This is a genomic window from Curtobacterium sp. MCPF17_031 (genome assembly GCF_003234035.1).
In the GTDB taxonomy this organism is placed as follows: domain Bacteria; phylum Actinomycetota; class Actinomycetes; order Actinomycetales; family Microbacteriaceae; genus Curtobacterium.
Genome location: NZ_QKSG01000003.1, coordinates 97,148 through 109,039 on the forward strand (window position 1 = coordinate 97,148; position 11,892 = coordinate 109,039).

Consider the following 11,892-nt stretch of genomic DNA (forward strand, 5'->3'; position numbering starts at 1 on the left):
TCACGGCGACGTGCGAGGATGCCTCGTGCTCTCCCGCAGGTCCCTCGTCACCACCGCCCTGCTCGCAGTCGCCGTCACCGGCCTGACGGGCTGTGCCGCCGGCGCGGGACCCACGGGCACCGCCCCTGGCGCGCAGCACACCGTCGATGACGCCGGGACGGGAGGCGCGACCGCCGGTGTCGACGTCGCCGCACGTGCACTGCCCACCGGCGGCATCCCCGACTACCAGCTCGGCGGGTCGTACACACCACCCGCCGGGGTGACGATCGTCGAGCGCGACAGCACCGCGAAGCCCGCCGCCGGCACCTACGGCATCTGTTACGTCAACGGCTTCCAGACGCAGCCGGAGGACCGGGCCTCCTGGCTGTCCGAGCACCCCGGTGCGGTCCTCCGCACGGCGGCCGGCAAGCCCGTCATCGACCCGGGCTGGCCGGACGAGCTCATCCTGGACACCCGGACCGCGAGCGCCCGGGCCACGATCACCTCGGTGTCGACGCGGTCGATCGCCCGGTGCGCCGACCGCGGGTTCGACGCCGTCGAGTTCGACAACCTGGACTCGTGGACCCGCTCCGGTGGACGTCTGACCCGCTCGGGGAACCTCGCACTGGCGACGTCGCTCGTCCGGGTCGCCCACCAGCACGGCCTGGCCGCCGCGCAGAAGAACACCCCGCAACTCGGCGTCTCCGGACGGGAGCGCACGGGGTTCGACTTCGCCGTCGCCGAGGAGTGCGTGCAGTACGACGAGTGCGCCGCCTACACGGACGTGTACGGGGCGCGGGTGATCGACGTCGAGTACGCGGACACGCTGCAGGGGAAGTGGTCCGCTGTCTGCGCGATGACCGACCGCCCGCGGATGACGATCCTCCGCGACCGGGAACTCGTCGCCGCCGGCGAGGACGGGTACGTCTTCCGCCACTGCTGAGCGGACCCGGTCGGGGTCCGGGCGCCCCGGGAAGGCCTCGTGTCCAGCGCGGATGCGGTGGTGTGCGGGCCTACACGGGCCAGGCGTCGTGCAACGCGGCCGCCGTCTGGTCAGCCGACAGACCGGCCTCGCGGGCGACCGCGACCAGGGCGGCCGCGGCGTGCGTCACCGACTCGGGGACGGCGGCGGGGCGCACCACCCGGGTCCCCGCCCCGCGCGCGGTCTGCACGAGCCCCGCTTCCTCGAGCAGCTGGTAGGCCTTCGCGACCGTCCCGGCGGCGAGCCCGAGTTCGGCGGCCAGTCCGCGGACGCTGGGCAGGCGCTCTCCGTCGACCAGGTACCCAGCGGCGATCTGGGCTGCGAGCTGCGAGCGCACCTGCTCGAAGGGCGGCACGCGGCCACCGGCGTCGATCGCGACGAATCCCGACATGCGGTCCACCCTAGGAGCCGTACCGCTCGCCGACGGGGACCGCCACGGGCAGGGTGTTGCCGGGAGGCGCGAGCGGGCACGCCCACGCCGGGTCGTACGCGCACGACGGGTTGTACGCGAAGTTGAAGTCGAGGACCAGCTCGCCGTCATCGCCACCCAGGTCGGAGCCCTTGATGGTGTCGATGAGGTAGCGCCCGCCGCCGTACGTGCCGCCCGGCTTGCCGGCGCTCGCGTCCTTCACGGGGACGAACAGCCCGCCCGCGTACCCGCCGTGCTCCCAGACGTCGAGCGAGCCCACGCCGGGGACCTGCACCACGCCGAGTCGGTCGAAGTGCACGATGCCGTCGGTGCCGGTCTCGACGTCGAGCACCCGTGGCTCGGCCTCCTCGATCCGGACGTGGAAGCGCCAGGCCGGGTCGTACGCCGGGAAGGGCAGCGAGGTGAACCCGGCGGCGTCCTCGGGGAGCAGCGGACTGGCCGGGTGTCCGGCGAACATCGCGTCGCGCCCCTCGCGCCACAGCGTGTGCGCCGCCTCGGGCTCGGGCGTGGCCCGGACCCGGCGGAAGAGGTCGAACGTGTCGCGACGCCAGTCGGCGGTGGCGAGGGCGGTGCGGACGCGGTCGGCGGTCTCCGTCTGGGGCACGTCGTCGAGCGTACGCTCACGCCCGCCAGCTGGGGGCGAGTGCGCGCATCCGGAACGCCCGCCACTGCCAGATGACCCACATGCCGGGCCAGAGCGCGACGCCGAGGAGCGCGGGGCGCGTGCCGTAGGTCAGGCGGTCGCGGAACAGGGTCCGGCCGTCGGGGAGCGCGGAGACGGCCATCCGGTGCCGCATGTCCATCCGGGCGAACAGGCCGCTCGTGCCACCACCGCGGTCGACCTGGACCGGGACCCCGTCGGTCTGGTGCAGGTCGATGTCGACGTGGCTCGACCCACTCGGCACCAGGCCGAACGTCGACGCGCTGATCGGGTGCGGCTGATGCGGGGTCCAGTGCTCGGGGAACCCGGCGGGGTCGAGCGAGCGGTAGACGAGGAACGGCTTCGTGACGGCGACCATCACGGACGGCCGGAGGAGGGCGTCCCGGACGGCGTCGACGGGAGCGTCCAGGACGATGCGGAGACCGACGTGCATGCGGCGGACGCTACGCGGACGGGCTGGGGTCCGGCCGCGCACTCCCGCGGTGAGGGGCGGGCCCGGGTTCAGGCGTGACGAGCCGAGCGGCGGCGCGCGCCCTCCGCCCGGTCGTGGCTGCGCAGACGTTCAGACAACGACAGCCGCACGGTCGGCCACTCCGACTGGATGACGGAGAACACCACGGTGTCGCGCATGCTGCCGTCCCGCCCGATCGAGTGGTTCCGGATGACCCCGTCCTGCTTCGCGCCGAGCCCGCTGATCGCCGCACGGGACCGGGTGTTGTGCCAGTGCGTCCGGAACTCGACGGCGATGCACTGCCATGTCTCGAACGCGTGCGAGAGCAGCAGCAGCTTCGCCTCGGTGTTGATGCCGGTGCGCTGCGACGACGCGGCGAGGAAGGTCGCCCCGACCTCGACCCGGCGGTTCTCACGGTCGAGGTTGAGGAACGTGGTGGCGCCGACGACCCGGCCGGTCGGGCGGTCCCGCACGGCGAAGGGCACCATCCGGCCGGCGGCCTGCTCGGACAGGCGTCGATCGATCTCGGTGTCGACCTGCGACGGCGCGGGGACGGACGTGTACCAGGCGCGCCAGAGGTCCCCGTCCGCGACCGCTGCCCGGAGGTCGTCCGCGTGCTCGAGCGACAGGGGCTCGAGCGTGACGCGGTCGCCGGTGAGGGTGGGCGCGGGGTCGGTCTCCATGGCATCGGATCGTACCGGCCGGCGCCCACACCCAGGCTGCGTGCGGGCCATCACATCCCGTGTGCACGACACACACCGCATGCACGGTGCATCCAGCGACCGCCGTGCACCCGCGACGAGACGGTGGGCACCCGCTCGCGTCTCGGTATCGTGTCAGGGTGCAGGAACGAGGGCAGCGGAGGTACCAGGTCCGGTTCGGCTGGGGTGCGGCGGGAGCGGCACGGATCGCCGCGGACGCGCACCTCCTCGTCTGGGTCGACGTCCTCCCGACCCCAGCAGCAGCAGCGGCACCGGGACCGGACGGACACCACGCGCCCCTCACGCTGCTGCCGGTCGGGCCGGAGGTCGTGCTCGGCCACTTGGGGAACGTGACGACCGTCGCGGAACGGGTGCTGCGCCTCCAGGCCGACCGCGGCGGCCGCTGTGTCGTGGCGGTCGTTGCTGCCGGTCACCTCGATGAGCCCGTCGGCGGCGGTGCGGCGGACGACGCCGGCGAGTTCCCCGACGTGCCCGCGGTGCCGGAGTTCGCGGTCGAGGACCTGCTCGCGGCGGGGGCCGTGATCGACGCCCTCGTGACCACCGGGATCGACCACACCTCACCCGAGGCCGCGGCGGCCTGCGCGGCGTGGACGGGCCTCCGGCGGGCGGTGAGACACCTGGTGACCGCATCCGAGTCGGCAGACGTGCTCGGTGTCGAGCGTGTCCACGCGGCGCTCGCCGTGGGCCCGGAGCTGGTCACGCTGCGGCCGTCCACCGAGCGGGCGTAACGTCCCGGTTCGACCGCCGTCCCACCGACGGCGAAGAACGAGGAGTGAGCCATGCAGGCACTGATCGGTGACACCGTCATCGCGGAGGCCCCGGAGACGGACCTCATCCAGATCGAGGGCAACTGGTACTTCCCGCCGGCGAGCGTGAAGACCGAGCTCTTCAGCGAGAGCCCCACCCAGTACCACTGCCCGTGGAAGGGCGACACGCAGTACTGGACCGTGACCGTCGACGGGCAGCAGCACGTCGACAACGCGTGGTCCTACCCGGAGCCGATCCCGACGTCGTTCGACCGCGTCGGCAAGGACTACAGCGGGTACGTGGCGTTCTGGAAGGACGTCGAGGTCTCCGAGTGAGCACCCGCGGCCGCACCGCACCCGCTCGTGCTGCGCGGCCGCGGCACCTCCGTGGCGTCACCCCGTGACGGTGAGCACGATCAGCGCGACGTTCAGTGCGACGATCACCGCCGCGATGAGCCACGCGAGCACACGCGTCCCGACCGCGTTCACGTCGTCGCCCATGACGCTCCGCCGGGACGTGTAGGCCACCAGGGGCACGATCGCGAAGGCGATCCCGAAGCTCAGCACCACCTGGCTGATCACCAGCAGCTGTGTCGCGTCGTACTGCAGCGCCAGCAGGACGATCGCCGGCACGAGTGTCACGAGCCGCCGCACGACGAGCGGGACCCGGATGTGCAGCAGGCCGTGCATGATCTCCGCTCCGGCCATGCAGCCGACCGAGGTCGACGCGAGCCCGGACGCCAGCAGCCCGACCGAGAAGAGCACCCCGACGACGGGGCCGACGTTCTCGGCGATGGCGTGTTGCGCTCCCGGGATCGAGTCGGTGCCCGACACCCCCTGCAGTGTGGCGGCGGCGAGGACGAGCATGCTGATGTTCACCCCGCCGGCGAGGACGAGCGCCAGGGCCACGTCCCACCGCGTCGCCACCAGCACGCGTCGGCGTTCCGGAGCCACCGGGGTGTCGCCGTGTCGGTCGCGGGCCAACGCCGAGTGCAGGTAGACGGCGTGCGGCATCACCGTCGCACCGAGCATCGACGCCGCGAGCAACACCGAGCCGGAGTCGGCGAACCGCGGCGCGATGCCCGCGAGCAGTGCCCCGGGGGAGACCTGCGCGAACAGCAGTCCCGCGCAGAACCCGATCGTCAGGACCGCGAGCATCGCCGTGACGACGGCCTCGAAGGTCCGGGCACCGTGGTGGTGCTGCAGCAGCAGGATCGCCATCGAGACCACGCCGGTGATCACGCCGCCGACCACGAGCGGGACGCCGAAGAGCAGGTGCAGGGCGAGGGCGCCGCCGATCACCTCGGCGACGTCGGTTGCGGCGGCGACGACCTCGGCCTGCACCCAGAACAGCAGCCGGGGTGCGCGGCGCATCCGCAGACCGAGCAGTTCCGGCAGCGACTTCCCCGTGACGATGCCGAGCTTCGCGGAGAGGTACTGGACGACGACGGCACTCGCGTTCGCGGCGATCAGGACCCAGAGCAGCAAATACCCGTAGCGGGCGCCGGCTGTCAGGTTCGCGGCGACGTTGCCGGGGTCGACGTAGGCGATCGCCGCGACGAACGCCGGGCCGAGGAGTCCGAGTCCGGTGGCTCGACGACCGGGCGGGCGGTGGCCCACGACCGGGGCAGCGGTGTCCGTCATGCACCCACCATGCCAGAGTTTCGGTGCGCCGAATCCAGACTTTCGACGAGCCGTCCGATCTCCGCGGGTCTTCGGGGAGCGCGCCCCGAGCTCCGCTCAGACGGCCGCGCGCCGGGCCCGGTGGGCCCGGACCTTCGCGCGGTTGCCGCAGCGCTGCATCGAGCACCAGCGGCGCGTGCCGCCACGCGAGGAGTCGTAGAACACGAGGCCGCAGTCCGGCGCTGAACAGCGGCTCAGGCGTGCCGGCCGGCCGTCGGCCTCGACGTCGTCGAACCCGACCTCGGTGAGCAGGGCGACCGCGTCGCGCGCGACGCTCGACAGTGCCTGCGCCAGCCGCACCCGGTTCGCCCCGGCACGGCGTCGGCCACCCGGGAGGCTCGGGGGCACGTCCGGCAGGGCGGCGAACAGGTTCACCGTGTCGATGTCGTCCGGCACCGGCCGGGTCCGTCCGGTCCCGGCACGGAGGCCCGCCGCGACCGCGGTCCGTTCGGCGGCGGAGTCGGCGGGTGCCGGAGCGGCGGCGGTGGCCAGGCGGGCGATCGCGGCCCGGAGCGCACGGGCGTCCTGCAGCTCGCGGGCGGTCGCCCCGACGTCGATCGGTTCGGTGTGCAACCCGAGCCACTCGTCGAGGTCAGCGGGTGTGGCCAGCAACTCGCCGAGGTGACCGCGGGGGCGTCGACGGTCCGGGTCGTCGGCGAACCCACCGGTGTGGGCGAAGTCCAGGGCGATCCGACCGGCGTCGAAGAACCACGAGGACCCGGCATCGGTCCGGATGTCCTGCCCTGTTCGCATCCGCCCAGGCTAACGGGTGCGCGGCGCGCCTCCGACACGATCTCCCGAGGCTGGGCTAGCCGTTCCGTTCCGGCGGTGCCACGTGATCACGTTCCGCTCGTCGAACCGCCGACCGCAGCGCGCGCACGCCAGCGGGCGAGTTGGCGTGCGGTACCGGAAGTGCTCGTGCCCCGCGGGACAGGTCCCCACCCACGGGGCCAGTTCGCTGGCGATCGGGCCGTCGTGCAGCCGCGAGCCCGTGTACCCGAGGCCCTGGGCCGTCCGCCGCCACGTGGGACCGTGTCCGGCGCGCGGCCCGCTCAGCGCGTGTGCGATCTCGTGCAGCAGCACCTGCTCGACGTCCTCCGGGGTGGAGCGGACCGCGAGGTGGCGGCTCACCGTGATCCGGCGTCGCGCGAAGTCGCACTGGCCGGCACGGGTCTTCGCGTTGTCGAACGCGAAGACCCACGAGCCGTCGGGCAGGTGGTGCCCCATCAGCTCGGCGGCGCGGTTCCGCACGTGGTCGAGCGGGGTCACTCGTCCCGGTCCGTGCGGGACGGACGCGCCAGCCGACCCCAGAGCGAGTCGCCCTCGGTCCGCGCCGCGTCCGGGGCGCCGAGCACCCGACGCGGGGCCGGCGGCACCTGCGGCGCGGTCTCGGCCGGACGAGGTGCGGGCTCCGAGTCGGTGCGCACCGCGAAGTCGCGTGCGGTCCGCGGGCGTTCGGCCTCCGGTTCGACCGCGGGCTGCGTCATGGAGGCCCGGAGCGCGGCCTCGACGGCGGTCCGGAGCGCCTCGGTGCGCTCCGCCGGGGCGCCGGCAGCGCGGAACGCGTCGTACGACCGACTGAGGACGGCGCGGGCCTCCTCGAAGCGGGACAGCTCGTAGAGGGACCAGCCCTCGAGTTCGGCGGCGGCGCCCTCGAGCTCCGGCCACTCCTCGGTCGCGGCGGTGTCCCGCGCCATCGAGGCCTCGGTCGCCGCACGTTCGTACCGCCCGAGGTCGTGCAGGACGTGAGCGCGGCGGATCCGGGCGGCCACTTTGTCCTGGCGTTCCCCGGTGAACATCGTCAGCCGGAACACCTCTTCGGCGACGGTCAGCGCCTCGTCCAGCCGTCCGAGCAGGCGGAGCAGCTCGGCACGTTCGGCCAGGGCGTCGGTGCTGCGGCTCTGCCCGAGGTCCCGCAGGCGGTCCTGCACGGCCTGGACGTCGACGGCCGGGCGGAGGCTGACCGGCGCGAAGGTGCTGCCCGGGCTGACCCCGGCGGTCACCGGAGCGGCATGACGGGGCTCCCGGGCCTGGTCGGCACGGTCGTGGTCTCGGCGTTCTTCGGGCGGGAGGGACATCACGGTCGAGGGTATCCGCGTCGCCCCGGGAGGTGTCCGTGCCACGCGCACGAACGCGGACGGCCCGCCCCGGGTCTCCGGGACGGGCCGTGCTCGAGAGTGCTGCTGGTCACATCCCGTTGAAGGAGCTGGCGGCGACACCGATGTAGACCGCACCGGCCACCACGGCGGCCAGGACGGCGAGGACGATCGCCAGGACACCCCAGAGCCGACCGCGCTTCGCGACGATCGCGACGATGCCCTGCACGATCGCCCACAGGCCGAAGACCGAACCGACGAGCATGAGGACGGCGCCGGTGCCGAGTCCTGCCATCGCCTCCGGGTCCTGCATGAGTTGACGCTGGAGCTCCTGCGAGTCGGCGGGGTTGCCGGATCCGCCGTTCTGCGCGTAGTCCTGCAGCAGCTGACTGCTCGACAGTGCGGTGCCGAGCATGACGCCGGCGATCACCCCGATCACGAGCGCGATGACGGCTGCGGCGAACGCGATCAGGCCGACGGTCTTCTTCTTCTTCGCGGGCTCCTCGTACGAGTGCCATGCGGGCGCCCCGCCGTGCTGCTGCTGGTTGCCGTACTGCTGCGGCTGCCCGTACTGCTGCTGCCCGTGCTGTGTCGGCTGGCCCCAATTCGGTGCGGACTGCTGCTGCCCGTACTGCTGTGTCGGCTGGTCCTCGTACCGCGGCGCTCCGCCCTGCTCCGGGCTGACGCGCTCGCCGTAGCGCGGCTGCTGGTCGTTGCGATCGTCGTTGGTCATCGGCGGCCTCCTCGTGGTGTGCGGTCGCGCGCTGGCGCGGCGTGCTCAGCCCATCCTGGCAGCGTCCCCCGCGCAGGGTGCGGCCAGGAGGTGATCCGCAGCCGGGGCTCAGGCGCCGAAGACCGACCGGTTCGGCTCCGGCGACCCGACGGCCGTGGTGTCGGTGACGATGGGTGCCCCCGCGATGAAGGACCGCAGCTCGTCACCGTGGATGACCTTGCTCGGCAGCGGATCGGACGAGTACCGCCGGGGCATGTCGGCGATCGGCAACTCGCCGGGGGAGCCGAGCAGCACGATGTTGCCGAAGCGTCGGCCCTTCAGCATCCCGGTGTCCGCCACCGCCGCCACCGAGGGCAACACCGACTGCAGCGTCGCCGCCTGCCCGCGGGCGAACGCCAGTCCGGCACCGTCCGCGACGTTCACCGCGACCATGCCGGTCGGGGACAGGAACGACGCCACGGAGCGGTAGAACTCCACGCTCGTGACGTGCGCGGGCGTGCGTGCCCCCGAGAACACGTCCACGACGGCCAGGTCCACCGTGCCGCGGAGCCCCGCGGGCAGCTTCTCGAGCACCTCGCGGGCGTCGCCGTACCGCACCCGGATCGAGGCGCCGCGGGGGAACGGCAGGGCGTCCCGGACGTGGTCGACCAGGTCCCGTTCGAGCTCGATGACCTGCTGCCGGGAACCCGGCCGGGTCACCGCCACGTACCGCGGCAGCGTCAGCGCGCCGGCGCCCAGGTGCAGCGCCGTCACCGGCCCCGGCGGCAGCAGGTCGATCGCGTGCCCGATCCGCCGGATGTACTCGAACGCCAGGTGCGTCGGGTCCTCGAGGTCGACGTGCGACTGCGGCGTCCCGTCCACCACCAGGGTGAACGACCCCGGACGGTGTCGGTCTGGTTCGACGACCGCGTACCCCGCACCCACCCGGAACCCGTCGAACGCATCAGCCATGCGTCCATGGAACACCACCCGGACCCCTGCCCGGTCCCCACCCGTGGGTGGTGGGCCGGCGGACGCGGCCTCCCAGGACGTCGTCTTCCTCGGCATCGAGGCGCTGCTCTCCGTCGGCATCGGCCTCGCGATGGGCGGCCGCACCCGCTTCCGGACCGTCGGCACCCCCGACGGGAAGGGACGCACCATGCAGTCCCGCACCGGCTGGGTCGGTGCCGGCCTCTGGATCGCCCTCATCGTCGTCCGGATCGGCCTCGACGTCGTCGGTGCCCACCTCGGCGCACACCTGCCCACCTCGACCGGCGTCATCCTCCTCATGCTCGCCGTCAACCGCGCCGCCCCGGCACTGGTCGTCGACCAGCGCCTCCAGCACGACGCCCGCACCGCCCGCGGCATGATGGTGTGATGAGCGACCTCCGCGGCCCCGAGGGGCGTGACGCCGGGACCGACTCCGCACGGGGCCGGTCCCGCGCCGGGCTGTCCGTCGGGCTCACCGCGATCGGCATCGTCGTCGTCGCCTTCTGGTTCGTCCGGAACGGCGTCGCCCAGGAACTCCCCGTCTGGGTCTGGGGTGGCGGTGCCGTGGCGCTCGCCGCGTGGGCGGTCCGCGAGTACGGCCCACCCCGCGTCGTCGTGCCCTCGGCCGTGCTGATGGTCGCCGCGGGGTCGCTCGCGGTCGTCCACACCGACGGACTCCTGCTCGTCCCGGTCATCATCGGGCTCGTGGTCCTCGGAGCCGCGCCGACCCTCCCCGGCTGGGCTGCCGTCCTCGCCGCACTCGCCGCCGTGGTCGTCGTCGCCGGGATCGCGACGGTCGTCGGCACATCGGTCGCCCTGGTCCTCGGTGTCGCCCTCGGCCTGGCACTCGGCGTCGTGATCGGCATCAGCCGCCGACAGCTCCGGATTGCGGAGGAACAGACGCGCGTCCTCGAGGAGCAGGCCCGCCAGGCCGACCGCGACCAGCAGCGTGCCCGCCTGCTCGCCGACCGGGCCCGGGACGCCCGGGACGTGCACGACGTCCTCGCGCACTCGCTCGGCGCACTCGTCCTGCAGCTCGACGCGGTGGAGGCCCTGCTCGAGGTCGGCCGGGTCGACGACGCCCGACGGCGCGCGACCGATGCCCGCGCGCTCGCCGCCGACGGGCTCGCCGAGGCACGTCGGGCCGTCCGCGCCCTCCGCGACGACCTGCCCGACGCCGACGCCGACACGGGCACGGAGACCGCCGTCGCCCAGGGCGACCCCTCGTCCGACGAGAGCAGTGCGCCGGAGTCGGCACGGACCTCCCGGCCGGCCGGCGACGGCATCGCCGCCCTGGTCGACGCGCACCGCTCCTTCGGTGGCACCGCAGTCGTGCAGGGCGACCTCGACCTGCCCGACGTCGACGAGCCCACCCGCGCGGTCGTCATGGCCGGCGTCCGGGAGGCCCTCAGCAACGCCCGCAGGCACGCTCCCGGCCGCCCCGTGTCCCTGTCCGTCATCCGGGACGGCGACGCCGTGGACGTCGTGGTCGCGAACCCGGTCGCCGCGGACGGACACGGCCTGCTCGGGATGCGCGAGCGCTTTGAAGAGCTCGGCACCGACGCGACCGTCGAGGCGGAGCGGTCCGACGGCGAGTTCGTCGTCGCGATGCACGTGCCCGTCGCCCAGGTCGCCGACCGGCCCGGCGTCGACGGAACGACCGGCCGGACCTCGTGACGATCCGGGTCCTCGTCGCCGACGACCAGGCGATCGTCCGTGACGGACTGGTGACGGTGCTCTCGCTCGTCGACGACCTGGATGTCGTGGGCGAAGCCGAGGACGGCGCGGCCGCCGTCGCGATGGTCGAGGCGCTCACGCCGGACGTCGTGCTCATGGACCTGCGGATGCCCGTCCTCGACGGGGCGGCGGCGACCGGGCGGATCACCGCAGGACACCCGCAGGTCGCGGTCCTCGTGCTGACCACGCACGCGGACGACGACTCGATCCTCACCGCGCTCGCCGCCGGGGCCCGCGGCTACCTGACGAAGGAAGCCGGCCACTTCCCGGGGCTGACCCCGCGCGAGGCCGACGTGCTGACCCGGATCGCCGACGGCCGGACGAACCCCGAGATCGCCGCCGAGCTGTTCCTGACCGTGCCGACCGTGAAGTCCTCCGTCAACCAGGTCTTCGCGATGCTCGGCGTCCGGACCCGGGCGGAGGCGGTCGCCCGCGTCCTGCGCTGACCGGCCGGGCTCGTCGTACCGCGCTGATCGATGCTTCTGCATCGACTGACAGGGGACGTCAAGCCTCGCGACGTACCGTGGTGCGGTCCTCACGACGACGAGCGACGCGACCGCGGGTCCCCACCGACCGGTCGTGCCCGTCGTCCCGGTCCCTCGGGCGTCCCCGCAGGGGTCCGACCCGGACGCCTGCCCGACGACGAGCCCCGCTCCCGTCGCGGGTCTCGACGACGTGCTCCGCGTCCACCCGTACCGCTGCA

The 11,892-nt window shown here is 73.6% G+C and carries 16 protein-coding genes; 6 read left to right on the forward strand and 10 right to left on the reverse strand.

The window, feature by feature from the left end:
* Positions 1–25 precede the first annotated feature (25 nt).
* The gene (locus tag DEJ31_RS05715; RefSeq protein ID WP_258366181.1) at positions 26–922 is read left to right on the forward strand and encodes an endo alpha-1,4 polygalactosaminidase; all 897 of its coding nucleotides are present in this window, start codon (positions 26–28) and stop codon (positions 920–922) included.
* Between the two features lie 70 nt (positions 923–992).
* Here the strand turns inward: DEJ31_RS05715 and DEJ31_RS05720 are convergent, their stop codons facing one another.
* The 4 genes from DEJ31_RS05720 to DEJ31_RS05735 form a co-directional block, all read right to left on the reverse strand.
* Positions 993–1,352: a GntR family transcriptional regulator gene (locus tag DEJ31_RS05720; RefSeq protein ID WP_111043706.1), complete on the reverse strand. Its 360-nt coding sequence runs from the start codon at positions 1,350–1,352 to the stop codon at positions 993–995.
* 10 nt (positions 1,353–1,362) lie between these two features.
* A complete protein-coding gene (locus DEJ31_RS05725) occupies positions 1,363–1,995 on the reverse strand; it encodes a DUF1684 domain-containing protein (protein ID WP_111043519.1) in 633 nt (210 codons plus the stop codon).
* Between the two features lie 16 nt (positions 1,996–2,011).
* On the reverse strand, positions 2,012–2,485 hold the full coding sequence (locus tag DEJ31_RS05730; RefSeq protein WP_111121409.1) for a hypothetical protein: 474 nt from the start codon (positions 2,483–2,485) through the stop codon (positions 2,012–2,014).
* A gap of 68 nt (positions 2,486–2,553) precedes the next feature.
* Positions 2,554–3,186, reverse strand: coding sequence for a GNAT family N-acetyltransferase (locus DEJ31_RS05735; protein WP_111043517.1), 633 nt, complete (start codon positions 3,184–3,186; stop codon positions 2,554–2,556).
* Between the two features lie 158 nt (positions 3,187–3,344).
* Between DEJ31_RS05735 and DEJ31_RS05740 the strand changes: the two genes are divergently transcribed.
* Together DEJ31_RS05740 and DEJ31_RS05745 are read left to right on the forward strand one after the other, a co-directional pair.
* A complete protein-coding gene (locus DEJ31_RS05740) occupies positions 3,345–3,953 on the forward strand; it encodes a hypothetical protein (protein WP_111121410.1) in 609 nt (202 codons plus the stop codon).
* 51 nt (positions 3,954–4,004) lie between these two features.
* A complete protein-coding gene (locus DEJ31_RS05745) occupies positions 4,005–4,307 on the forward strand; it encodes a DUF427 domain-containing protein (protein WP_110903675.1) in 303 nt (100 codons plus the stop codon).
* Between the two features lie 57 nt (positions 4,308–4,364).
* Here DEJ31_RS05745 and DEJ31_RS05750 read toward each other — a convergent pair whose 3' ends face one another.
* The 6 genes from DEJ31_RS05750 to DEJ31_RS05775 form a co-directional block, all read right to left on the reverse strand.
* Positions 4,365–5,615, reverse strand: coding sequence for an Nramp family divalent metal transporter (locus tag DEJ31_RS05750; protein ID WP_111121411.1), 1,251 nt, complete (start codon positions 5,613–5,615; stop codon positions 4,365–4,367).
* 96 nt (positions 5,616–5,711) lie between these two features.
* Positions 5,712–6,407, reverse strand: a complete 696-nt coding sequence (locus tag DEJ31_RS05755) for a CGNR zinc finger domain-containing protein (RefSeq protein WP_111043514.1) — start codon at positions 6,405–6,407, stop codon at positions 5,712–5,714.
* A gap of 9 nt (positions 6,408–6,416) precedes the next feature.
* Positions 6,417–6,923 (reverse strand): SprT-like domain-containing protein, encoded by a 507-nt coding sequence (locus DEJ31_RS05760; protein ID WP_258366182.1) that lies wholly within the window; start codon positions 6,921–6,923, stop codon positions 6,417–6,419.
* Positions 6,920–7,732: a hypothetical protein gene (locus DEJ31_RS05765; RefSeq protein ID WP_111121412.1), complete on the reverse strand. Its 813-nt coding sequence runs from the start codon at positions 7,730–7,732 to the stop codon at positions 6,920–6,922. Before DEJ31_RS05765 ends, DEJ31_RS05760 begins: the two co-directional genes overlap by 4 nt.
* A gap of 109 nt (positions 7,733–7,841) precedes the next feature.
* Complete coding sequence (locus DEJ31_RS05770; protein WP_111121413.1) at positions 7,842–8,483, reverse strand: DUF4064 domain-containing protein; 642 nt, start codon at positions 8,481–8,483, stop codon at positions 7,842–7,844.
* 108 nt (positions 8,484–8,591) lie between these two features.
* On the reverse strand, positions 8,592–9,434 hold the full coding sequence (locus tag DEJ31_RS05775) for a spermidine synthase (protein ID WP_111121414.1): 843 nt from the start codon (positions 9,432–9,434) through the stop codon (positions 8,592–8,594).
* Here DEJ31_RS05775 and DEJ31_RS05780 point away from each other — a divergent pair.
* The 3 genes from DEJ31_RS05780 to DEJ31_RS05790 are packed head-to-tail and all read left to right on the forward strand — an operon-like array spanning position 9,433 to position 11,635.
* The gene (locus DEJ31_RS05780; RefSeq protein ID WP_146243102.1) at positions 9,433–9,840 is read left to right on the forward strand and encodes a hypothetical protein; all 408 of its coding nucleotides are present in this window, start codon (positions 9,433–9,435) and stop codon (positions 9,838–9,840) included. The two genes, DEJ31_RS05775 and DEJ31_RS05780, sit on opposite strands and share 2 nt — an antisense overlap.
* Positions 9,840–11,129 (forward strand): sensor histidine kinase, encoded by a 1,290-nt coding sequence (locus DEJ31_RS05785; RefSeq protein ID WP_181433464.1) that lies wholly within the window; start codon positions 9,840–9,842, stop codon positions 11,127–11,129. The genes DEJ31_RS05780 and DEJ31_RS05785 overlap by 1 nt, the downstream gene beginning before the upstream one ends.
* Positions 11,126–11,635 carry a response regulator gene (locus DEJ31_RS05790; RefSeq protein ID WP_111121417.1) on the forward strand — a complete coding sequence of 170 codons (510 nt, stop codon included), beginning with the start codon at positions 11,126–11,128 and terminating at the stop codon, positions 11,633–11,635. The genes DEJ31_RS05785 and DEJ31_RS05790 overlap by 4 nt, the downstream gene beginning before the upstream one ends.
* Positions 11,636–11,892 lie beyond the last annotated feature (257 nt).

What these genes read in the sequence shown, in the direction of transcription:
- DEJ31_RS05720 (WP_111043706.1), bottom strand. Translation starts at nt 1,352, where the DNA reads ATGTCGGGATTCGTCGCGATCGACGCCGGTGGCCGCGTGCCGCCCTTC.
- DEJ31_RS05730 (WP_111121409.1), bottom strand. Translation starts at nt 2,485, where the DNA reads ATGCACGTCGGTCTCCGCATCGTCCTGGACGCTCCCGTCGACGCCGTC.
- DEJ31_RS05735 (WP_111043517.1), bottom strand. Translation starts at nt 3,186, where the DNA reads ATGGAGACCGACCCCGCGCCCACCCTCACCGGCGACCGCGTCACGCTC.
- DEJ31_RS05745 (WP_110903675.1), top strand. Translation starts at nt 4,005, where the DNA reads ATGCAGGCACTGATCGGTGACACCGTCATCGCGGAGGCCCCGGAGACG.
- DEJ31_RS05750 (WP_111121411.1), bottom strand. Translation starts at nt 5,615, where the DNA reads ATGACGGACACCGCTGCCCCGGTCGTGGGCCACCGCCCGCCCGGTCGT.
- DEJ31_RS05755 (WP_111043514.1), bottom strand. Translation starts at nt 6,407, where the DNA reads ATGCGAACAGGGCAGGACATCCGGACCGATGCCGGGTCCTCGTGGTTC.
- DEJ31_RS05765 (WP_111121412.1), bottom strand. Translation starts at nt 7,732, where the DNA reads ATGTCCCTCCCGCCCGAAGAACGCCGAGACCACGACCGTGCCGACCAG.
- DEJ31_RS05770 (WP_111121413.1), bottom strand. Translation starts at nt 8,483, where the DNA reads ATGACCAACGACGATCGCAACGACCAGCAGCCGCGCTACGGCGAGCGC.
- DEJ31_RS05780 (WP_146243102.1), top strand. Translation starts at nt 9,433, where the DNA reads ATGCGTCCATGGAACACCACCCGGACCCCTGCCCGGTCCCCACCCGTG.
- DEJ31_RS05775 (WP_111121414.1), bottom strand. Translation starts at nt 9,434, where the DNA reads ATGGCTGATGCGTTCGACGGGTTCCGGGTGGGTGCGGGGTACGCGGTC.
- DEJ31_RS05785 (WP_181433464.1), top strand. Translation starts at nt 9,840, where the DNA reads ATGAGCGACCTCCGCGGCCCCGAGGGGCGTGACGCCGGGACCGACTCC.